This window comes from Ohessyouella blattaphilus (assembly GCF_024721265.1).
Classification (GTDB): domain Bacteria; phylum Bacillota; class Clostridia; order Lachnospirales; family Lachnospiraceae; genus Aequitasia; species Aequitasia blattaphilus_A.
In genome coordinates this window covers 19781-41259 of sequence record NZ_JAMXOC010000018.1, presented here as the reverse complement: position 1 = coordinate 41259, position 21479 = coordinate 19781, and the positions used below count along the sequence as shown (strand labels likewise).

20 protein-coding genes are annotated in these 21479 nt (G+C 45.1%); 15 read left to right on the top strand and 5 right to left on the bottom strand.

Going from position 1 to position 21479, the window contains the following annotated elements; genetic code table 11:
* Positions 1-32: 32 nt before the first annotated feature.
* The 4 genes from NHH16_RS11370 to murC form a co-directional block, all read right to left on the bottom strand.
* The gene (locus tag NHH16_RS11370) at positions 33-1217 is read right to left on the bottom strand and encodes a ribose-phosphate pyrophosphokinase (protein ID WP_262069726.1); all 1185 of its coding nucleotides are present in this window, start codon (positions 1215-1217) and stop codon (positions 33-35) included.
* A 14-nt stretch (positions 1218-1231) separates the two neighbouring features.
* Positions 1232-2197 carry an ATP-binding protein gene (locus NHH16_RS11365; RefSeq protein WP_262069725.1) on the bottom strand — a complete coding sequence of 322 codons (966 nt, stop codon included), beginning with the start codon at positions 2195-2197 and terminating at the stop codon, positions 1232-1234.
* Between the two features lie 28 nt (positions 2198-2225).
* The gene (locus NHH16_RS11360) at positions 2226-3200 is read right to left on the bottom strand and encodes a DnaD domain protein (RefSeq protein WP_262069724.1); all 975 of its coding nucleotides are present in this window, start codon (positions 3198-3200) and stop codon (positions 2226-2228) included.
* A gap of 134 nt (positions 3201-3334) precedes the next feature.
* The gene (gene murC / locus NHH16_RS11355) at positions 3335-4714 is read right to left on the bottom strand and encodes a UDP-N-acetylmuramate--L-alanine ligase (protein WP_262069723.1); all 1380 of its coding nucleotides are present in this window, start codon (positions 4712-4714) and stop codon (positions 3335-3337) included.
* A 194-nt stretch (positions 4715-4908) separates the two neighbouring features.
* Here murC and NHH16_RS11350 point away from each other — a divergent pair, with 194 nt between their 5' ends.
* Genes NHH16_RS11350 through spoVG form a run of 3 tightly spaced genes read left to right on the top strand, consistent with a single transcriptional unit; the run spans position 4909 to position 7616 of the window.
* Positions 4909-6183, top strand: coding sequence for a glucose-1-phosphate adenylyltransferase (locus NHH16_RS11350; RefSeq protein ID WP_262069722.1), 1275 nt, complete (start codon positions 4909-4911; stop codon positions 6181-6183).
* The gene (gene glgD / locus NHH16_RS11345; protein ID WP_262069721.1) at positions 6180-7298 is read left to right on the top strand and encodes a glucose-1-phosphate adenylyltransferase subunit GlgD; all 1119 of its coding nucleotides are present in this window, start codon (positions 6180-6182) and stop codon (positions 7296-7298) included. Before NHH16_RS11350 ends, glgD begins: the two co-directional genes overlap by 4 nt.
* A gap of 30 nt (positions 7299-7328) precedes the next feature.
* Positions 7329-7616, top strand: a complete 288-nt coding sequence (gene spoVG / locus NHH16_RS11340) for a septation regulator SpoVG (protein ID WP_262069720.1) — start codon at positions 7329-7331, stop codon at positions 7614-7616.
* An 81-nt stretch (positions 7617-7697) separates the two neighbouring features.
* On the opposite strand, the gene NHH16_RS11335 is transcribed toward spoVG, so the two are convergent.
* A complete protein-coding gene (locus NHH16_RS11335) occupies positions 7698-8324 on the bottom strand; it encodes an RluA family pseudouridine synthase (protein ID WP_262069719.1) in 627 nt (208 codons plus the stop codon).
* 423 nt (positions 8325-8747) lie between these two features.
* Here NHH16_RS11335 and proS point away from each other — a divergent pair, with 423 nt between their 5' ends.
* The 12 genes from proS to NHH16_RS11275 all read left to right on the top strand — a co-directional run bounded on the left by proS (position 8748) and on the right by NHH16_RS11275 (position 21479).
* Complete coding sequence (gene proS / locus NHH16_RS11330; RefSeq protein WP_262069718.1) at positions 8748-10190, top strand: proline--tRNA ligase; 1443 nt, start codon at positions 8748-8750, stop codon at positions 10188-10190.
* A gap of 82 nt (positions 10191-10272) precedes the next feature.
* Positions 10273-11622 carry a CCA tRNA nucleotidyltransferase gene (locus NHH16_RS11325; protein WP_262069717.1) on the top strand — a complete coding sequence of 450 codons (1350 nt, stop codon included), beginning with the start codon at positions 10273-10275 and terminating at the stop codon, positions 11620-11622.
* A 12-nt stretch (positions 11623-11634) separates the two neighbouring features.
* Positions 11635-13368: a phospho-sugar mutase gene (locus NHH16_RS11320; RefSeq protein ID WP_262069749.1), complete on the top strand. Its 1734-nt coding sequence runs from the start codon at positions 11635-11637 to the stop codon at positions 13366-13368.
* A gap of 165 nt (positions 13369-13533) precedes the next feature.
* A complete protein-coding gene (locus NHH16_RS11315; RefSeq protein WP_262069716.1) occupies positions 13534-13809 on the top strand; it encodes an HU family DNA-binding protein in 276 nt (91 codons plus the stop codon).
* A gap of 60 nt (positions 13810-13869) precedes the next feature.
* A complete protein-coding gene (locus tag NHH16_RS11310; protein WP_262069715.1) occupies positions 13870-14109 on the top strand; it encodes an RNA-binding S4 domain-containing protein in 240 nt (79 codons plus the stop codon).
* A gap of 252 nt (positions 14110-14361) precedes the next feature.
* Positions 14362-14685 carry an FtsB family cell division protein gene (locus NHH16_RS11305; RefSeq protein ID WP_262069714.1) on the top strand — a complete coding sequence of 108 codons (324 nt, stop codon included), beginning with the start codon at positions 14362-14364 and terminating at the stop codon, positions 14683-14685.
* 60 nt (positions 14686-14745) lie between these two features.
* Entirely contained in the window at positions 14746-16101 is a 1356-nt protein-coding gene (tilS, locus tag NHH16_RS11300) for a tRNA lysidine(34) synthetase TilS (protein WP_262069713.1), read from the top strand.
* Complete coding sequence (hpt, locus tag NHH16_RS11295; protein ID WP_262069712.1) at positions 16085-16615, top strand: hypoxanthine phosphoribosyltransferase; 531 nt, start codon at positions 16085-16087, stop codon at positions 16613-16615. The genes tilS and hpt overlap by 17 nt, the downstream gene beginning before the upstream one ends.
* A gap of 13 nt (positions 16616-16628) precedes the next feature.
* Positions 16629-18443, top strand: a complete 1815-nt coding sequence (gene ftsH, locus NHH16_RS11290; RefSeq protein ID WP_262069711.1) for an ATP-dependent zinc metalloprotease FtsH — start codon at positions 16629-16631, stop codon at positions 18441-18443.
* Between the two features lie 32 nt (positions 18444-18475).
* Positions 18476-19543 carry a 6-phosphofructokinase gene (locus NHH16_RS11285; protein WP_262069710.1) on the top strand — a complete coding sequence of 356 codons (1068 nt, stop codon included), beginning with the start codon at positions 18476-18478 and terminating at the stop codon, positions 19541-19543.
* 25 nt (positions 19544-19568) lie between these two features.
* Complete coding sequence (gene dnaX / locus NHH16_RS11280) at positions 19569-21134, top strand: DNA polymerase III subunit gamma/tau (protein ID WP_262069709.1); 1566 nt, start codon at positions 19569-19571, stop codon at positions 21132-21134.
* Complete coding sequence (locus NHH16_RS11275; RefSeq protein WP_262069708.1) at positions 21135-21479, top strand: YbaB/EbfC family nucleoid-associated protein; 345 nt, start codon at positions 21135-21137, stop codon at positions 21477-21479. It abuts the gene before it with no gap.

Here is a 21479-nt window from a genome sequence, read left to right as displayed (position 1 = left end):
AGAATTTGCATAACGCAAATTCTTTTTTGTGTTTAGATATCTTCCCCTGCATTATAGCGTTTTACTACGTCCTGAATTCTCTCGATAGGATTCAGAATGCTACTTAAGGAACCGTCGTGATTGAGGGTATCCACAAGGAGAGCGATGTACTTACTCATGTCGCAGTTGATATAGTAAGGGCGCTCTAGGAGCTCCTTTGGTTGGTAAATTAAGTTGGTGGTAAGAATGCCGTTAATTAAACCGTCTTCGTAAGCTTGGTCGAATTTATCGAAGCCATTGGTGAAGAGGCCGAAGGTGGCAGCAGCGAAGATGCGTTTGGCTTTTCGCTGTTTTAGCTGGCGAGCAACATCAAGGATACTGTCGCCGGAAGAGATCATATCGTCGAGAATAATCACATCTTTACCTTCTACCGAGGAACCCAGGAATTCGTGGGCGACGATAGGGTTGCGACCGTCTACAAGCTTGGTGTAGTCTCGGCGTTTGTAGAACATTCCCATATCCAGATTTAGCACGTTAGCAAGATATACGGCGCGCTCAGTAGCACCTTCATCAGGGCTAATAGCCATCATATGTTCACTATCGATCTGCAGGTCTTTGACGTGGCGCAACAAGCCTTTGATAAACTGGTAAGTCGGTCGTACTGTTTCAAACCCACTTAAAGGGATGGCGTTTGACACCCGGGGGTCGTGAGCATCAAAGGTGATGATGTTATCAACGCCCATGCGGACTAGCTCCTGAAGTGCCAGAGCGCAGTCGAGAGATTCCCTAGAGCTACGTTTGTGCTGACGACTTTCATAGAGGAAAGGCATGATTACGTTTACCCGGCGACCTTTACCGCCGATAGCGGCGATGATGCGCTTTAGGTTTTGGTAGTGATCGTCTGGGGATAAATGATTGGTATTGCCGGTAAGAGAGTAAGTTTCACTATAGTTGGTTACATCTACCATTAGGTAGAGGTCCATGCCACGAACGGATTCATTGATAATGCCTTTGGCTTCTCCAGAACCGAATCTGGGTACCTGGGCGTCGATTAAAAAGCTGTCCTTTTCATAGCCGGAAAAGATGATGTTATCCTTGTGCTCGTGGCTACTTTCCTCGCGCCATTTCACAAGATAATTGTCCACCTTTTCTCCAAGTTTTTCACAACCTTTGATGGCGATAAGCCCCAGGCTTCCTACGGGGACATTATCCAACTCTCTTTTACTTCGGGTAATCATTTTCTTCCTCCTCATTACTTGTTAAGTTTCTTTTGTATCCGAATGTCTTCTCCGGTCATGCGGAGAATGGTATAAGCACTGCTAAGTCTGGAGAAGATGCGCTCAGAATACTGAATTTTCAAATCTCCAGGCGATAAGTTCGTGGAAATGATAGTCGCTTTTCGGTGTAAGATGCGATCATTAATAAAGGCAAATAATTGGGAATTCGTAAAGCTATTAGCGAATTCCGTGCCTAAGTCGTCAATAATTAACAAGTCGCAGTTTTCGATATTTTCGCTGTTGCCCTTGTGGCGAAACGCCTCATCGGCTAAGGTGTTAAAGAAGTCCGTTGCCGTAAAATAGACCACCGAGCGATTATCGGCGATTGCCTGCTTGGCCACACAGTGGGTCAAAAAGGTTTTTCCCACCCCAGTATCCCCAAAAAGTAATAAGTTCTCATGGGTTTTCATAAAGTTATTGGCAAAGGCCTGGCAAGCGTTTAGAGCGATTATGGCAGACTCTCTAGAGGAGCGGCCGCCGTGATTATCCTTATCGCTATAGTAATTCAAATCGAAGGTGGAGAAGTTTTCATCCTTTAAAATTTCGCCCAGATTAGACTGGCGATAAAGTAGCTTGATCTCTTGCTGCTTAAAGCAGTGGCATTTTTTATTGTCTATATAGCCAGTATCCTGACAGTCTTCGCAAGTATAGGTTGGCTCTAGATAATCAGCGGGATAACCGTGTTCTTTGAGGAGGTTTCGTTTCTCCAAAAAAAGGAGATGAAGATCCTCTTTAATTGAACCGAGGACGGTTTCATCTCCTTCTATCATCTGCTTTGCTTTAGCGATTGAAAGGGTAGAGACGCGATTATCCAGTTCCTTGATGGCTGGTATGTTTTCATAAACCTCGTCGTAGCGAGCCATTTGTCGTTTATGATTATCTAATTGCCGTTGCTCGTATGTACGCATGATTTGGTCGTACAAGTTAGTCGGAAGTGGCATATCGTCTCCTTACTAAACGTTCTTTTAATTATTGTATCAACTTACGCGCGAGTTCATCCATGTCGTAGTCACGTTCGTCGAAGTTGTTAAAATTATTTTTGTTCGCTTTATTTCCGGAAGCTCGTTTAGCAGCTTTTCCGGCTTTAAAGTTATTATCTAGCTCATTAATATCATCCTTGGTTTTGACACCGCTAGCAAACCAGTTGCCGAGAATCTTATCGGCGTATTCGAAGCTAGGGTTGTGAGTGGTAGCAATGGTGCGGTTGCAGGCTTCGATAATAATATCTAGAGGAAAGTTATACTCCTCAGACCAGCGTTTTACGTAATCGCTTTCAACGGCAGCTAAGGAGCGGCCATTAATCCCAAAAACTCTACAGATAGCATAACATTTCTTTTGGTGAGTGACAACCTGACTTTTAGCGGCGTCGACGGTATCGATGCCTTCCTCGCTCCAGGTAATCGCCACTTTCTTGATATAGCTTAAATGTTTGTGACCATTTTCCACACAGTATTCGATTAGATAATCGATAACATCGGTGGATAGTTTTAACTCCTCCCGAATAAAAGCAATGGTCTCGGCTTCTGCTGGGGAGAGGGTCTTTCCTAAGTACTGCTCAGCAATAAAAAAGAGTTGCTTTAACTCTTTCTTGCTTTCTTTGGTGCGAAATAACTGGATATCGGTTACGCCGTTCCCATTAATCGGTACCACGGGAGCCGCTGGGGCTACCGGTGGTGCTGTCTTTGCGGCAGCGTCAGAATATTCGATTAATCCTTCTTTTTCCCAATATTTTAAAGCCCGCATAACGTCTTTTTCCGTCATTTCAAGGCTGTCAGCAATCTTTGTAATCGATAAGGTTCCGGAGGGGGCAGTTAGGTGTTTCAGTAATAATAAGTATACTTTTACGAATTCTCCATTGGCTCTTGGCATATGGTAATCGAGAAAATCATAGTCGATTACAATGGAGTGTGTACGGGCGTTATTTTTTAATTTTAAGCGTTTCATTCTTGATGTTCCCTCCTCGTGTTGTGCTAGCTCGTGAGAGTTATTATAGCACCGGGAGCTGGGAGAAAAAAAGGACTTTTTGCATCGAAAAAGGACTTTTTTGTGGATAAAAAACTGTGGATATTGTGGATAACTTAACTTTCTAAGATGGATTCCCCAATACTTACAACGTCTCCGGCACCCATAGTTATCAACAGGTCCCCTTTTTTGCAGTTTTCTAGACAAAACTTTTCAATTTCCGCGAAAGAGGGAAGATAGTAAGCATCGCTGCCGTGCACCTTGATTTCAGCCGCTAATCCTTCAGCGGACACACCTAGGTTATCGGTCTCCCTAGCGGCGTAAATATCTGTCAAAATCACGTGGTCTGCAAGTGCCAGAGCCCTGGCAAACTCGTGAAAGAGAGCCTTGGTACGAGTGTAGGTGTGAGGCTGGAAAATACACCAAATCTCTCGGTGCGGATAGGCTTTGGCAGCCCCTAAGGTGGCTCTTATCTCGGTAGGGTGATGGGCGTAATCGTCGATGATTACGACGCCGTCTTTTTCGCCCTTTTTCTCAAAACGGCGATTGGTACCACTAAAGCTAAGCAGTCCTTTTTTAACCTCTTCTAAAGGAATACCGAGTAGTTCAGAGACGGCAATGCTGGCGAGAGCGTTTTCCACATTGTGTTCACCGGTGACCGCCAGGGTAAGGCGATCGATTTTCTGACCGTCTATATATAAGTCAAAAGATGGGCAGCCGTAGCTGTCATAGGTGATGGCTTCGGCGAAATACCGGCAGTCCTCTGTCAGTCCGTAGGTAATAAGCCGGTTTCCTAAGGCTTCTTTAAAGAGGGAAACCCGGGGAATGCTATTATTGATCACTAAGTTGCCATCTGCTGGTAAAAGCTTCGCAAAGGCCAGGAAGGAATCGTAGATGTCATCCAAATCTTTGAAGAAGTCTAGGTGGTCTTCATCGATATTTAGGATGACGCTGATTTTTGGGAAAAAGTGGAGGAAGCTATTGGTATATTCACAGGCCTCCGTTACAAAATACTCCCCTCCACCAACCCGGATATTGCCGCCGATAGAATTAAGAATACCGCCCACAGAGATGGTGGGATCCAAGTCGCCAGCGAGAAGGATGTGAGAGAGCATGGAGGTAGTGGTGGTCTTTCCGTGAGTACCAGCTACGGCAATGGGAACTTGATAGTTATTCATCAGTTGTCCTAGAAGCTCGGCTCTTGAAAGAAGGGGAATGCCGCTTTTTTTAGCGGCGGCGTATTCTTCGTTATCGTCGTGAACAGCGGCCGTATAGACAATTAAATCGATGGTGTCAGTGATATTTTCAGCTGTTTGCGAAAAGACGATAGTCGCTCCTTTGCTGCTTAAGCGTGTGGTTAGTGCGGAGGGCTTTACATCAGAACCAGAAACGGTGAAGCCTTCTTTTATTAAAATCTCTGCCAGTCCACTCATGCTGATACCACCGATACCGATGAAGTGGATGTGAATAGGTTTTTTAAAGTCAACTTTATACATGTTAGTCCTTTCTTTGGTATAAATGTATCTTAGTAATTATATACTTATTATATGAAAAATGCCATTCTCTATTTGAAAACGTCATTTTTTTGGTATTATCTGCAAAAAACATAAAGGCTTTGTACAAATCGTTCACTTGCGCCCTTTTATGTGCTATAATAATGTTGACTTATACCAAAAAAGGGGTGATTGTAATGGCCAAGAAAGAAATGATTGCTATGCTGTTAGCAGGCGGACAGGGTAGTAGACTAGGAGTGTTGACGGCGGACGTAGCAAAACCGGCGGTGGCGTTTGGCGGAAAGTATCGAATTATCGATTTTCCGTTAAGTAATTGCATTAATTCGGGCATTGATACAGTGGGTGTGTTGACCCAGTATCAGCCGCTGCGGCTTAATACACACATCGGTATCGGCATTCCCTGGGACTTAGACCGTAATGTGGGTGGGGTAACGGTACTGCCGCCTTACGAGAAGAGTCAAAACAGTGAGTGGTACACAGGTACTGCCAATGCGATTTTTCAAAATCTTACTTATATGGAGACGTATAACCCAGATTACGTTTTAATATTGTCTGGTGATCACATTTATAAGATGGATTATGAAGTTATGCTTGATTATCACAAAGAAAGTGGGGCGGACGTGACGCTTGCCACCATGTCAGTACCAATTGAGGAAGCGAAGCGCTTCGGAATTGTGATAACCGATGAGGATGGTAGAATTACCGATTTTCAGGAAAAACCAGAGGAGCCAAAGAGCAACCTGGCTTCTATGGGCATCTATATCTTTAGTTGGGAAGTGCTTAAGGACGCTCTGATTAAGAACCAGGATATCAAGGGCTGTGACTTTGGAAAGCATATTATTCCTTATTGCCACGAGGGCGGCAGTCCTATTTACGCTTATGAGTACAGCGGTTACTGGAAGGATGTAGGAACGCTTCAGTCATACTGGGAAGCGAATATGGAACTGGTTGATTTGGTGCCGGAATTTAATTTATACGAGGAATTTTGGAAAATCTATACAAACAGTGACATCATCCCGCCCCAATACATTGCTGCCGAGGCTGTCACGGTGGAAAGTATTATCGGCAATGGTTGTAGTATTTATGGTGAGATTTACAATAGTGTTATCGGTTCTGGAGTATCCGTTGAGGAAGGAACGGTGATTAGGGACAGCATCATTATGAAAGATGTCAAGATAGGCAAGGGTTGCCATATCGAGAAGGGCATTATTGCCGAAGGGGTAACCATTGGCGATCATGTGACGATCGGGGTCGGGGCAGAGGTTCCGAATGGCTTGCGACCAGATATTTATGGATTTGGTTTAGTAACAATCGGTGAGAATTCAGTGATTCCCGATAATGTCCAAATTGGTAAAAACACCGCTATTTCAGGAGAAACGGAACTTGAAGATTACCCTAACAACATGTTGAACAGTGGCGAGACTCTGATAAAGGTAGGTGTGGACGCATGAGAGCAATAGGAATCATACTAGCAGGTGGTAATAATCATAAGATTAAGGAATTGACGAAGAAGCGGGCAACGGCAGCGATGCCAATAGCTGGGAGCTATCGAGCAATTGATTTCTCGCTTAGCAATATGTCTAACTCCTCTATCCAAAAGGTGGCCGTTTTGACTCAGTTTAACACACGGTCGCTGAATGAACATTTGAATTCGTCTAAATGGTGGGATTTTGGTAGAAAGCATGGAGGCTTGTTCGTCTTTACCCCGACCATTACTATGGATAATGGCTACTGGTACCGGGGAACGGCAGACGCCATTTATCAAAATTTGGATTTTTTGAAGAAGAGTCACGAACCCTACGTCGTAATCGCTTCTGGGGACGTAATCTATAAGATGGATTTTAATAAGATTTTAGAGTATCACATTGCGAAAAAAGCGGATATCACGGTGGCGTATAAAGAACTCGGACCGGAAGAGGACGCAACGAGGTTTGGGGTAATCGCGATGGACGATTCTAAGCGCATTGTAGACTTCCAAGAGAAACCGATGGTGGCTACATCTGCAAATGTTTCTACGGGAATCTATGTAATCAGAAGAAGACAATTAATCGATCTGATTGAGCATAGCGCCGAAGAAGGTAGATATGATTTTGTAACCGATATTCTGGTTAGGTATAAGAACCTGAAACGGATTTACGGTTATAAAATAGATGGCTATTGGAGCAATATCAGCACAGTGGATGCCTATTACCAAACAAACATGGATTTCCTTAAGCGAGATGTGCGGAAGTATTTCTTCCAAGAGCATCCGGATATTCATTCAAAGGTATCTGATAACCCACCGGCCAAGTACAATCCGAAAGCGAATGTCAAGAATAGTTTGATCGCTAGCGGTTGCATTATTAACGGTAATGTGGAAAACTCAGTGTTATTTAAAAAAGTGTTTGTCGGTAATAATTGTATCGTTAAAAATTCCATTATTTTAAATGATGTTTATCTTGGGGATAACATCTACATCGAAAATTGTATTGTGGAAAGTAAAGGAACGATTCGCGCAAATACGAGGTACGTTGGGGAAAATGGTATCCGGGTAGTCAATGAAAAAAATGAGAGGTATGCACTATAGATCGGTGCATCAGCTAGAAAGGAGCTGAAAATGAAGATTACAGATGTTCGTATCAGAAGGATCACGAAGGAAGGTAAGCTTAAAGCGGTGGTTTCAATTACGATTGAGGATGAATTTGTTGTCCATGACATTAAAGTGATTGAAGGCGAAAAGGGACTATTTATCGCTATGCCAAGCAAAAAAACTGCCGATGGGGAGTATCGTGACGTGGCTCATCCAATTAATTCGCAGACGCGTGAGAATATTCAAACGATTATTCTAGAGCGTTATGAAGAGATGTTAGCAGAAGAAGCGGATGTGGCTACGGAAGTAATTTAAACCATAGTGGCGACACCAGTTAATCTTGACTCCAACAAATATTGGGGAATTTAAGGGAGGAAACAGCTACGCTTTGAAGATTCAAAAGCGTAGCTGTTTTTTTGTCCGTGGATGGAGAAAACACAAAGTGGTGGCGCTAAGCTTTAGTTCCTCGGGAGCGTCCATACCGTATTTGGTATCCCCAACCAGGGGGTGTCCACAATTTGCTAGCTGTACGCGAATCTGGTGATGGCGACCGGTGCCCAGATGAATCTCGAGATGGCTTTCGTCTCTTCCTGCATCGTAGGCCAGCAAGCGGTACTCTAAAGTGGCATGTTTAGCGCCGGGAGTTCCTTTGGCTACGACTTTTGAGTGGTTGCCCTTTTTTTCTTTTAATAAATAATCATCAAGGGAGCCTTCTTTTGCGGGCATCTGTCCGTGGACGCAGGCTTCATAGATTTTGGTAAAAGCGCCGTTTTGCATCTGCGTAGATAATGCCGCCGCCGCTTGTTTGTTTTTGGCAAAGACCAGCTTGCCGTCAACAGGGGTATCTAGGCGGTGAATCACGCCTAGATAAGGCTCCTTTTGGGGGGCTTGTTCTCGTAAATGCAGACGTAGGATATCGGTGGCGTCTTTTGTGCGAAAGCTGGCACTTTGAGTGGCCAGGCCTTTCGGTTTATAGATGACGATGATATCTGCATCTTCGTATAGAATCTCTAAATCGTGCATGTTTGCCTTCTCCTTGGTAGTGGTTAGGTAAATAGGTTAACTTGAGGATAAGGCTTTTTCGGTTGACAAGCAATATAAAATTAGCTATTATTACAAATAAGTTGTATATTTCGACTGTGAAGAGGCCTAGTACGTACAAGCTGTCCAAAGAGAGAGAATCACGCGGTGAAAGATTCTTGTCATGAACTGTACCAAACCCACCTTGGAGTCACTGCACTAATCTGCAGCGTAGATGCCGGCGTTAACGGCTAATGAAGCGAGCTACAAAAGGGTTGTAGTTAACGAGGGTGGTACCGCCGAGCATTTCGGTCCCTTTATTGGGAGATGAGTGTTGCGGCTTTTTTTGTACGCAAATTTAGCCGATGTTTTCCCAAGTAACATAGCGGTGGGGCAAGGGCCCTGCGAGAAAAGAGGAGGCAAAAAATGTCAAAAGAAAAGAAGTTAGTAAAACGAATTACCTCTAGAGATGAGAACTTCGCTCAGTGGTATACGGATGTTGTTAAGGAAGCAGAGCTTTGTGATTACTCCAGTGTTAAGGGATGTCTTAACTATCTACCAAACGGTTATGCCATCTGGGAATTAATCATGGGCGATTTGGACAGACGTTTTAAGGAAACAGGCGTGGAAAACGTATCTTTACCGATGCTGATTCCGGAGTCGCTCCTTGAGAAAGAAGCAGATCATATCGAAGGCTTCGCTCCGGAAGTTGCCTGGGTAACTCACGGTGGTATGGAGAGATTACAGGAAAGATTGTGTATTCGTCCGACTTCAGAGACCTTATTCTGCGATTTGTGGGCGAAGACCGTTCAGTCCTATAGAGACTTACCAAAGGTGTGGAATCAATGGAATTCCGTACTTCGCTGGGAAAAAACGACGAGACCTTTCCTACGTTCTCGTGAGTTCTTATGGCAAGAAGGTCACACCATTCACGCGACTTATGAAGAAGCAGAAGAGCGCACCCTACAAATGCTTCGTGTCTATGAAGACTGCTACCGCGAAACCCTAGCAATTCCTTTCGTATCAGGACGTAAAGCGGAGAACGAGAAGTTTGCCGGTGCTCAAGACACCTATACAATCGAAGCGCTCATGCACGATGGGAAAGCCCTTCAATCAGCAACCTCTCACTTTTTCGGAAGTGGCTTTGCTGATGCGTTTGACATTAAATATATCGATAAAGACAATCAGCTAAAGAGCGTTTATGAAACGTCTTGGGGCTGGTCGACGAGAAGTATCGGTGCGTTAATCATGGTTCACGGTGACGACAGCGGATTGGTATTGCCACCAAAAGTAGCATCTGTAGAATGCCGGGTAATTCCAATTGCTATGCATAAGGAAGGCGTACTTGACCGCGCCAATGAGCTTTACGAAGAGCTAAAAGCGGCGGGCTACAGAGTGCGTATTGATGATTCTGACAAGAGTCCAGGATGGAAGTTCTCGGAACAAGAGATGTTAGGAATTCCTACGAGAATTGAAATCGGGCCAAAGGATATCGAGAACAACCAAGTAGTCGTCGTTCGTCGTGACAACAGCGAAAAAATCGTGGTTAAACTAGACGAGATCGCGACGAAGTTAAGAGAAATCCTCGAGACGATTCAAAAGGATATGTACGACCGAGCAGAGAAGTTTATGAAAGAACGGATCTACACGGCGACAACCTTAGACGAAATGAAAGAAAAGTTCTCTAAGAACAAAGGTTTTGTCAAAGCTTGCTGGTGTGGTGACGAAGAGTGTGAAGGCGAAGTTAAGTATGTAACGGGTGGCGCCTCGACAAGATGCTTAATCGAAGATGAAGAAATGATCGACGATAAATGTATCTGGTGCGGTAAGCCAGCTAAGCATATGGCATACTGGGGCCAATCTTACTAGTTTTAAACAAGGGGTGTATCTCTCAAAAAAGAGGGATGCACCTTTTTTTGAAAAAAACGACCTTCCCATGTATAATGGAGGAATGAAAAAGTTTATTTTACCCAAGGAAGTTCATAATATAATTGAAAAACTAGAAGTGGCGGGATATGAGGCTTATGCAGTAGGTGGCTGTGTGCGAGATACGCTTCTTGGGCGGGAGCCGGAGGACTGGGACATTACCACTCAGGCGATGCCAGAGCAGGTGAAATCGTTATTTCCGAGAACAGTGGATACAGGGATTGAGCACGGAACGGTTACCGTACTGGTAGGCGGTCAAGGATTTGAGGTGACGACCTATCGAATTGACGGTGAGTATGAGGATGCCAGGCATCCCACGAGTGTCGCTTATACCAGAAACCTAGAAGAGGATTTGAAGCGCCGAGACTTCACGATTAACGCGATGGCCTATAGTGAAAGCCGAGGTTTTGTGGATTTATTTGGTGGGCGTGATGATCTTGAGAAGAAGGTGATCCGCTGCGTAGGAGATGCCGGAGAGCGATTTAGTGAGGATGCGCTGCGAATTTTGCGAGGGGTGCGCTTTGCGGCCCAGTTAGGGTTTGGGATTGCGCCAGAGACGAAGGCGGGGATGAGCGCGCTAGCGGAGAATTTAAAGAAAATTAGCGCGGAGCGAATTCGGGTAGAACTGGTAAAACTAATTACCTCGGACCACCCGGAGATGCTAGAAGAAGCGTACCAATTAGGAATTACCAAAGAATTCTTGCCGGAGTTTGACATTCTAATGAAGACCGAACAAGAGACGCCTCATCATCGCTATAACGTGGGAATTCACACGCTCGTTAGCATGGAGAAAATTCCGAATGATAAAGTCTTGCGGTTAACCATGCTATTGCATGATATGGGAAAGCCCCAGTATAAGACTATCGACGAGGCCGGACGAGCCCACTTTAAAAAGCACGCTCTTGGCAGTGAAGAGCTGGCGAAGAATATTCTGCGGCGATTGAAATTCGATAATGAAACCAGGCGTCAGGTGGTAAAGTTAGTTTGTTATCACGACTACCGCATGCCGGCAACGCCAAAAGCAGTGCGCCGGGCGGTGAATAAAATCGGCAAGGATTTATTTCCCCTCTATTTGCAGGTGCGCCGGGCGGATACTCTGGCCCAAAGCGAATACAGGCAAAAGGAAAAGCTAGAAAACATTCAAGCAATCAGGGAAATCTTTCAGGAAATTGAGGAGAGAGGGGAGTGCACAGAAATACAGGAGCTAGCGGTTAACGGCCGGGATTTATTAGCTCTGGGAGTGCCACCGGGAAAGACGATCGGCGAAGAGCTAGCACGCCTTTTAGACCTGGTTATTGAAAACCCAGAATTGAATCGTAAAGAACATCTTCTTAAAGAGGTAAAATTATTGTATAATGAGGAAGATAAAAATTAGGGAGGACGAATGATGGACTATCAAAAATCGTATCAAGAATGGTTAGAAAACCCTTGTTTTGACGAGGAGACTAAGGCAGAGCTAAGAGGCATTGCCGGTGATGAAAAAGAAATTAAAGAACGGTTCTATAAAGATTTAGAGTTTGGAACGGCTGGCCTTAGAGGCATTATCGGCGCCGGAACAAACCGCTTAAATATCTATACAATTCGCAAAGCTACCCAAGGGTTGGCGAATTATATCCTAAAACAACCAGGAGAAAAGAAAGTGGCAATTGCCTACGATTCTCGGAATATGTCACCAGAGTTTGCGGAAGCATCCGCTCTTTGCTTAGCAGCAAATGGCATTAAGGCCTATGTTTTTGACGCCCTTCGTCCGACTCCGGAACTATCGTTTGCAGTGCGCGAGCTCGGTTGCATCGCCGGCATTAACATTACGGCTAGCCACAACCCACCAGAATACAACGGCTATAAAGTCTACTGGGCCGACGGCGCCCAGATTACCCCGCCTCATGATAAAGGAATTATGGATGAGGTTAACGCAATCTCTGATTATGCTGCCCTTAAAACGATTTCTAAGAGCCAAGCAGAAGCCGATGGGCTTTATGAAGTAATTGGCGATAAGATTGACACCGCGTATATCGAGGAGTTAAAGAAGCTGGTACTCCATCCTGAGGCGATTGCGAAAGAGGGCGCCGAGCTTAAAATCGTCTATAGCCCTCTTCACGGTACCGGCAATATCCCTGTGCGCCGAGTGCTAAAGGAACTAGGGTTTAAAAATGTCTACATAGTGAAAGAACAAGAGCTTCCCGATGGCAACTTCCCGACGGTTTCTTATCCGAATCCAGAAGCTAAAGAAGCCTTTACCTTAGGTCTTAAACTAGCCAAAGAAGTAGATGCGGATTTGGTGCTAGCGACGGATCCAGATGCAGACCGTCTAGGCGTCTACGTGAAAGATGCTAAGTCTGGAGAATACGAAGTATTGACAGGAAATGTCTCGGGCTGTCTATTAGCGGACTATGAAATCGGCCAGAAAAAAGCTACCGCGGGATCGCTTCCGGAAGACGGCTACTTAATTAAAACGATTGTCACTACAAATATGGCGGATGCTATTGCCAAATACTACGATATTGGCCTAATTGAAGTGCTAACCGGCTTTAAGTATATTGGACAAAAGATTCTTGAGTTCGAGACCACCGGTAAAGGAAAGTACCTCTTCGGCTTCGAAGAGAGTTACGGCTGCTTAATTGGTACACACGCCAGAGATAAGGATGCTATTGTAGCGAGTATGGCTCTTTGTGAAGCTGCCGCTTTCTATAAGACGAAAGGCAAGACCCTATGGGATGTGGTGCAGGAGATGTACGAGCGCTACGGTTACTTCGTTGATGATATCGAGGCGATTACCTTAGCGGGAATCGATGGTTTAGAGAAGATTCAGCACATTATGAAGACCCTAAGAGAAACACCACCTCAGGCTTTTGGCGAGGTGAAAGTACAGAAGGTAAGAGACTATCAAACGGGTACCATCACCGATGTTGTGACAGGTGAAAAAACATCAACCGGTTTACCAACCTCAGATGTACTTTACTATGAGCTAGAAGGCGATGCTTGGGCCTGTGTTCGCCCTTCAGGGACAGAACCAAAAGTTAAAATTTACTTTGGTATTAAAGGTAAAAATGCCGAAGATGCTAGAAATTGCACTAAAAAAATGCAGGAAAGTATTCAAAATTTATTACATAATTTGCTATAATAACCAAAAGTACTCTAAAATGCCTAAAAACCTTATAAAATAAGGATAAACAGGCGATTTTTTCTTGACAAGGGGTAGCAAAACAGTTATAACTTTAACTAAGGGCAAGCACAGTAATCACGCCTGCCAAATAAAAGAAGATCATTTTACGAGGAGGATTTTTCCATGAACAAAACAGAATTAGTAGCAGCGATTGCTGATCAGGCAGGACTTGCTAAAAAAGACTCAGAAAAGGCTTTGAAAGCTTTTGTTGATGTGGTAACAAGCGAACTAAAAAAGGGGAATAAAATTCAATTAGTTGGCTTTGGTACTTTTGAAGTTAGCGAAAGAGCAGCTAGAGAAGGTAGAAACCCACAAACAGGTGCTACAATGAAGATCGCTGCCAGCAAAGCTCCAAAGTTTAAGGCTGGTAAAGCTTTGAAAGACGCAGTTAATAAATAAGTATGGCGTATGCAAATAGAGAGCTTCGGCTCTCTATTTTTATGGAGGCGGGGTAGTATTATGCGATTGGATAAATTTTTAAAAGTGTCTCGTTTGATCAAACGGCGGACAGTAGCAAATGAAGCTTGTGACGCCGGAAGAGTGTTAGTAAATGGGAATGCGGCGAAGGCTTCCGTTAAAGTGAAGCCAGGGGATATAATTGAGATTCAGTTTGGAACAAATGCTGTAAAGGTGGAAGTCCTTGAAATTAAGGACACTACGAAGAAAGATGAGGCTGCTGAGCTATATAAATACCTCTAAAAGCAAAAAGCTTTTGTGCAATTTCAACATACAAGAGGTTGTGAAAATATTGAGACGAAGATACAAGGTGTTGTGATTGCTTAGAATAATTGTCTATTAATAAGAAGAAACAAGTTATTTGTTAGAAAAAAATTCTACATCTTTTACTGTTGTCAGTCTATTGATTATTCGATATTATAAGGTTGGTCGGTTATGTTTTTGACAAACTATGGATGTTATACGTAATGCGATAGGTATTAGGGGAGAATAATTATGACAGGTGTAAAGGCTAGACAAGAAAAGAAAGTCAGAAGAAAAAAATATCGGGCAAATCGCGCAAGTATGTTTTTGGTAGTACTGGTACTTCTTGTTTTAGCAGGAGTTATTTCGGTTAATAGCATTGGCTTAAGAGCGAAGGCGAAACAGCACGAGGCTACTCAGGCGGAGTTACAGACGCAGATTGAGGCCGAGGAGAAGCGGACGGAAGAGATTGAAGATCTGGAAGACTACGTTGGTTCCGATGCTTACGTTGAGGATACGGCTCGTGAGAAGTTAGGGCTTGTATATGAGAATGAAATAATATTTAAAGCACAATAAGCTTTGGGAGATTCCCGAAGCTTTTTCCAATATGAAGGCGGTTGATGAAAGGATATAACTGTGCAGAAGATTGAAAAATATATGAAAGAGCAGCAAATGCTTAGTAAAGGCGACAGAGTGGTCATCGGCTTATCCGGAGGACCTGACTCGGTCTGCCTTTTTTCTGTTTTAAATGAGCTCAAAGCGGTGCTAGAGCTAGAGCTGATTGCCGTTCATTTAAACCATCAGCTGCGGGGGGCGGCGACTGTCGATGAGGAATTCGTCACGGCTCTTTGTCAGGAGCACCAGGTTGAATTAGTGGTAGAAAGAGCGGATGTGAAAGCCTATGGATGCCTCCATAAGCTCTCAAGCGAAGAAGCTGGGCGCAAGCTGCGCCATCAGTTGTTTCAGGAGACACTAGAAAAGTATGGAGCGAATAAAATCGCTCTCGGTCACCATATGGACGATAATGCGGAGACCTTCTTGCTCAATCTATGCAGAGGTAGCGGCGTCCTTGGTTTAACAGGGATTAAGCCGGTGAGTTTCCCCTATATTCGCCCTCTTCTCTGTGTGCAAAAAGAAGAGATTATGACTTACCTAGAGGGTCGGGGACTAGCTTATGTTATCGATGAGACCAACTGCGAAGACGAATATACGCGCAACAAAATCCGCAACCACGTCCTGCCCTATTTGACAGAACAGGTCAATCAGCAGACGATTTTGCATATCAACGAAAGCGCAAATCGACTAGAAGCGTTAGCGGCTTTTGCAAGAGAAGCGCTCTCGCCTTATCTTAAGCGAGGGCTGATCGCTACAGAGGGCGGTGGCCTATTGGCGGTAGAGAGTGTCTATAGAGAAGTGCCGCCGGCTCTTAGAGGAGAATTTCTGTTAGAGTTTTTAAGCAGGGCCAGCGAAAAGCGCAAGGATTTAGGCCGTATTCACGTTCGGCAATTAGAAGAACTATTTGAAAAACAAGGGGGGCGTTTGCTTGATCTTCCTTATGAGATTCAGGCTAGACGAACCTACGACGGGGTGCTTCTGCAAAAGAAAAAAGAGCAGGGTGGGGGAAAAGTTCCTCAGCCAGAGATCCGGATTTTTGAAATCGCCGAGAAGCTAGAAAAATTTCCCCGGGGAACCTACACGAAATGGTTCGATTATGATAGAATAAAGGATAGTCTTGCGATTAGAAATAGAGGGGCAGGGGACTATTTAACCATCAATAAAAACGGCGATAAGAAAAAACTGAAGCAATTCTTTATCGACGAGAAAATAGATCGAGATAAAAGGGCCGAGATACCCCTTGTCTGTGATGGAAATCACGTGATGTGGGTGGTAGGCTATCGGCAAAGCCCCTATTATCAGGTGAGTGAGCAAACGCGGACAGTTGTTGAGATAAGTTTTGAAAAGGAGATTACAAAAAATGGCAGAATCGGTTAGAGAAATGATACCCGAAGAAGAGGTAGCAAAAAGAATAAAAACATTAGGAGAACAAATCAGCAAAGACTACGCTGGCAGATCGGTACACTTAATCTGTGTCCTAAAGGGCGGCGTTTTCTTTATGTGTGAGCTAGCAAAGCGCATTACCGTACCGGTTTCTATGGACTTTATGAGCGTATCCAGCTACGGCGATGATACCAAATCTAGCGGCGTTGTCCGCATCGTGAAGGATTTGGATGAACCTTTAGAGGGAAAGGACGTCCTGATTGTGGAGGATATCATCGATTCCGGACGGACCTTGTCATACTTAATTGAGAACTTTAAAGACAGAAAGCCAAAGAGCTTGCGTCTTTGTACGCTTCTAGATAAGCCAGAGCGCCGAATTGTAAAGGACATCAAGGTCGATTACCTAGGCTTTGCGATTCCTGATGAATTTGTGGTCGGCTATGGCCTAGATTACGCCCAGAAATATCGGAATTTACCGTATATCGGTGTGGTTGAAGGGGTAGAATAGGGAGGATTAATCATTGAATAATCGAAAAGTAAGAAGCTTTAACGGGCTTTCATTTCTGGCTCTGATCGTGCTAGTGTTTGCGATCTTCTGGTTTACCAACCAGGTAGATGAGCGGGCCAAGCAGATTAACCGTACAGAATTTGAGCAAATTCTCGAGGATGAGGATTATGCGAAGATTATCATTGCTCTTAGCAAGGATGTGCCAACGGGAGAAGTTATCGTCCAGTTAAAGGATGAAACGGAAAAATACTTAAGCGTCTCTGATGTAAAGGACATCGAGAAGATCCTTAGGGACAAAAAAATTGAATACGACGTGAAGGCCGTGCCGAAGGATTCGATCCTGCTAACCACGGTTTTCCCAGTAGCGCTAATTGCCGGCGGGATGCTTCTGCTTTTCTTGATGCTTAATCGCCAAGGGGGCGGTGGCAATGCCAAGGCAATGAACTTTGGTAAGAGCAAGGCCAAGCTTTCCACCGATAAGGACAAGAAAGTTACCTTTGCCAATGTAGCGGGTCTGGATGAGGAAAAAGAAGACTTAGCGGAAGTAGTGGAATTTCTCAAACATCCCCAGAAGTTTATCGATGTGGGAGCGCGGATTCCTAAAGGCATGCTCCTTGTAGGTCCTCCAGGGACTGGTAAAACCTTACTAGCAAAAGCGGTAGCTGGTGAAGCCGGCGTTCCCTTCTTTACCATCTCAGGTTCGGACTTCGTGGAGATGTTTGTAGGTGTGGGAGCTTCAAGAGTTCGTGATCTATTTGAGCAAGCGAAGGAAAACTCGCCTTGCATTATCTTTATCGACGAGATCGATGCGGTAGCTAGACGCCGGGGAACCGGTATGGGTGGCGGGCACGATGAACGGGAGCAGACGCTCAACCAACTCCTTGTGGAGATGGATGGCTTCGGTGTGAACGAAGGCATTATCGTAATGGCAGCGACGAATAGAGTGGATATTCTCGACCCGGCGATTCTTCGCCCTGGTCGCTTTGACCGAAAGGTGTTCGTTGGCCGTCCAGATATTAAAGGACGGGAGGAAATCCTAGCCATTCACGCCAAAGGAAAGCCCTTGGCTGAGGATGTGGACCTGCGAAGGACAGCGGCGACCACCCCAGGCTTTACAGGAGCAGACCTTGAGAACTTAATGAATGAAGCTGCGATATTTGCGGCAAAAGAAGATCGTAAATACATTATGCAAGAAGATATTAATAGGGCCTTTATCAAGGTGGGTATCGGTGCCGAGAAGAAAAGCCGGGTCATCACCGAGAAAGAAAAGAAGATTACGGCTTATCACGAGGCGGGACACGCGATTCTATTCCACGTCCTTCCGGATATGGGACCGGTACATACGGTATCGATTATCCCTACAGGAATGGCTGGTGGATATACGATGCAGGTGCCAGAACAAGAAGATGTGTATAACACCAAAGGCAAGATGCTCCAAGATATTACCTCAGCTCTTGGCGGCCGAGTGGCCGAAGAGATGATATTTAACGACATCACAACGGGAGCTTCCGGTGACATTAAGCAGGCGACTTCGGTTGCCAAAGCCATGGTTACCAAGTACGGTATGTCCGATGCAGTTGGTTTGATCGACTATGACAACGACAGCGACGAAGTCTTTATCGGCAAGGATCTGATGCATTCCTCTCGGGGGTATGGCGAGAAAGTGGCCACTACCATTGATGAGGAAGTGAAGCGAATTATCGATGAGTGTCACAATGAGGCGAGAAGGCTAATCAAAGAACACGAAGAAGTATTGCACGCATGTGCGCAGCTTCTTTTGGAAAAAGAAAAGATTGGCGCCCAGGAATTTGCCCAACTGTTTGACTAATTGTTTTGCCCCAGAAGAGACAGGAGGTTTTTATGTTACGTGTAGGAATTCTAACCAGCGGTGGTGATTGCCAGGCTCTTAATGCGGCTATGCGAGGAGTGGTCAAGGCGATTTATACAAAACGTGATGACGTCGAGATCTACGGTTTTCAGGACGGTTACAAAGGTCTTATGTACGGTGACTTTAAGGTGCTAGAGTCTCGCGATTTTTCGGGAATCTTAACCCTTGGTGGCACCATTCTCGGAACCAGCAGACAGCCCTTTAAGCTGATGCGAAAGCCAGATGAAAACGGCCTTGATAAAGTAGAAGAGATGAAGCAAACCTACCATAAGCTTCATTTGAACTGCTTGGTAGTCTTAGGCGGAAACGGTAGCCATAAGACGGCCAACTTACTAAGGGAAGAAGGGCTTAACGTGGTGACCTTACCAAAGACCATCGATAACGATCTTTGGGGAACGGATATGACCTTTGGCTTTCAAAGTGCGGTGGATATCGCCACCGATACGATCGACCGGATCCATACCACGGCTACTAGCCATGGCCGGGTCTTCATCATCGAAGTAATGGGGCATAAGGTAGGGCATGTGACGCTACACGCTGGTATCGCTGGCGGTGCGGACATTATCCTCTTGCCAGAGATTCCCTATGACATCGATGTGGTGGTCAGAGCGATTAATAGACGGAATAAAAGCGGTAAGAAGTTTACGATTATCGCTGTTGCCGAAGGTGCCATTTCGAAGGAAGTGGCAGAGCTTCCAAAGAAAGCCCAAAAAGAAGCTCGGGCAAAATACCCTTCGGTGGCTTATGAGATAGCGGATAAGATTAGTGAGCGAACGGACCAGGAAGTGCGAATCACTGTACCTGGTCACACTCAGCGAGGCGGATCACCGTGCCCTTACGACCGAGTATTAGCCACGAGACTAGGTGCGGCAGCAGCCGAGATGATCTTAGAAGAAGATTACGGAAAGATGGCAGCCGTTCGCAACAACGAGATTATCCGCGTGCCTCTCGAAGAGGTGGCCGGGAAACTTAAGTATCTCGACCCTGATTCCAGCATTATCAGAGAAGCCGAATTAACTGGCATCAGCTTTGGAATCTAACGAACGAAAGAAGGAAGTGTAAAAGATGTCCTACACGGCTCTATATAGAAAATTCAGGCCCACCACCTTTGCGGAAGTAAAAGGTCAAGATGCCATTGTCACCACCCTAAAGAACCAAGTGAAGAGCGGCCGAATCGGTCATGCATATCTCTTCTGTGGAACCCGGGGTACAGGAAAAACCTCGGTGGCGAAGATTTTGGCAAAGGCCGTTAACTGCCAGGCCCCAGAAGAAGGGAATCCTTGCGGAAAATGTGCGATGTGTCAGGAAATCGCTACCGGTAACTCCCTCAATGTTATCGAAATTGATGCCGCCTCTAATAACGGTGTTGACAATATTCGAGAAATCAGAGAAGAAGTGGCGTACCGTCCGGCTCAGGGAAAATATAAGGTCTATATTATCGATGAGGTGCATATGCTCTCAGGCGGGGCCTTTAACGCTTTGCTAAAAACCTTGGAAGAACCGCCAGAGTATGTTATCTTTATTCTGGCAACTACGGAAGCCCACAAGATTCCGGTCACCATTCTCAGTCGCTGTCAACGCTATGATTTTAAGCGAATCAGCATTGATACCATTAGTGAGCGGATCCAGGAACTAGCGACGGCAGAAAACATCCAGATTGAGGAGAAGGCCATTCGCTATATTGCCAGAAGCGCCGATGGGGCCATGCGTGACGCCCTTAGTCTTCTAGACCAATGCGTAGCCTTTTACTTTAACCAGGAAATTCGCTACGAACACGTATTAGAGGTGTTAGGAGCGATTGACGCCGAAGTATTCAGCAATCTTTTCCGTAAGCTCCTTTCCATGGATGTAAAGCAGGTGCTAGAAGCCTTGAACGAACTGATTATGGAAGGTAAGGACTTGACTCAGCTGACGAATGATTTTATCTGGTATCTGCGAAATCTTTTGCTGATAAAAAGCGCCGAAGATTTGGAAGACGTTCTCGATATGTCTAGAGAAAATGTTCAGCGCTTGAAAGAAGAGGCGACCTTGGTGGAAAATGATACTTTGATTCGCTACATTCGCGTGTTTTCCGAACTAGCAAATAGAATGCGCTTTTCCACCCAGAAAAGAGTGCTTTTAGAGGTCGCGTTTATCAAGCTGTGTAAACCCCAGATGGAGACGGATTACGGCTCCTTGTTAGACCGCTTGCGGGCCTTAGAAAAAGAAGTGGAAGAGCTAGAGTTTGCCCCGGCGCCAGTGGTTACTCAGGTGGCAAGCGCCGCACCGGAAAAGGAGTATCCCCCGGTGGTGTTAGAAAAGGCACTAAGTGCCGATATTCGCCAAGTGGTGGAGCGCTTTTCCAAAATATTGTCCCGTCTCGGTGAAGGGATGGCAAAAGGCTTTTTTGAACAGACAAAACTCAGTGTCTCCGATGACGATAAGCTCTTGCTTGTTACGGATGATAGTGTAAAATATAGTATGGTAAGCAAAGGAGACTGGATTGACCAGCTAAAGGCGGCGATTGCCGCCGAGACAGAAAAAGACGTAGAAATTGAAGTCCGTCTGTTAAAGGAAGGGCGACCTTTCGAGAGTCAGTATCCAGATCTTAGTAAAATAATACAAACAGAAGTAGTAGAGGAGGATTTTTAAATGGCGAAACGAGGAGGCTTTCCTGGCGGCGGAGGCATGCCGGGTAATATGGCTAATTTAATGAAACAGGCTCAGAAGATGCAAAAGCAGATGGAAGAAAAAGCCAAAGAGATGGAAACGAAAGAGTTTACCGCGACTGCTGGTGGCGGTGCCGTAGAAGTAACGGTAACGGGAGCAAAGCAGATGGTAAAGCTTAAGCTGAGCGAAGAAGTAGTGGATCCAGATGACATTGAAATGTTAGAGGATTTGATTGTGGCGGCGACCAACGAAGCTTTTGAACAAGTGGATGCTGAGAACGCTGGCAGCATGGAAGGCTTAACTGGCGGGATGCCGAATTTATTCTAG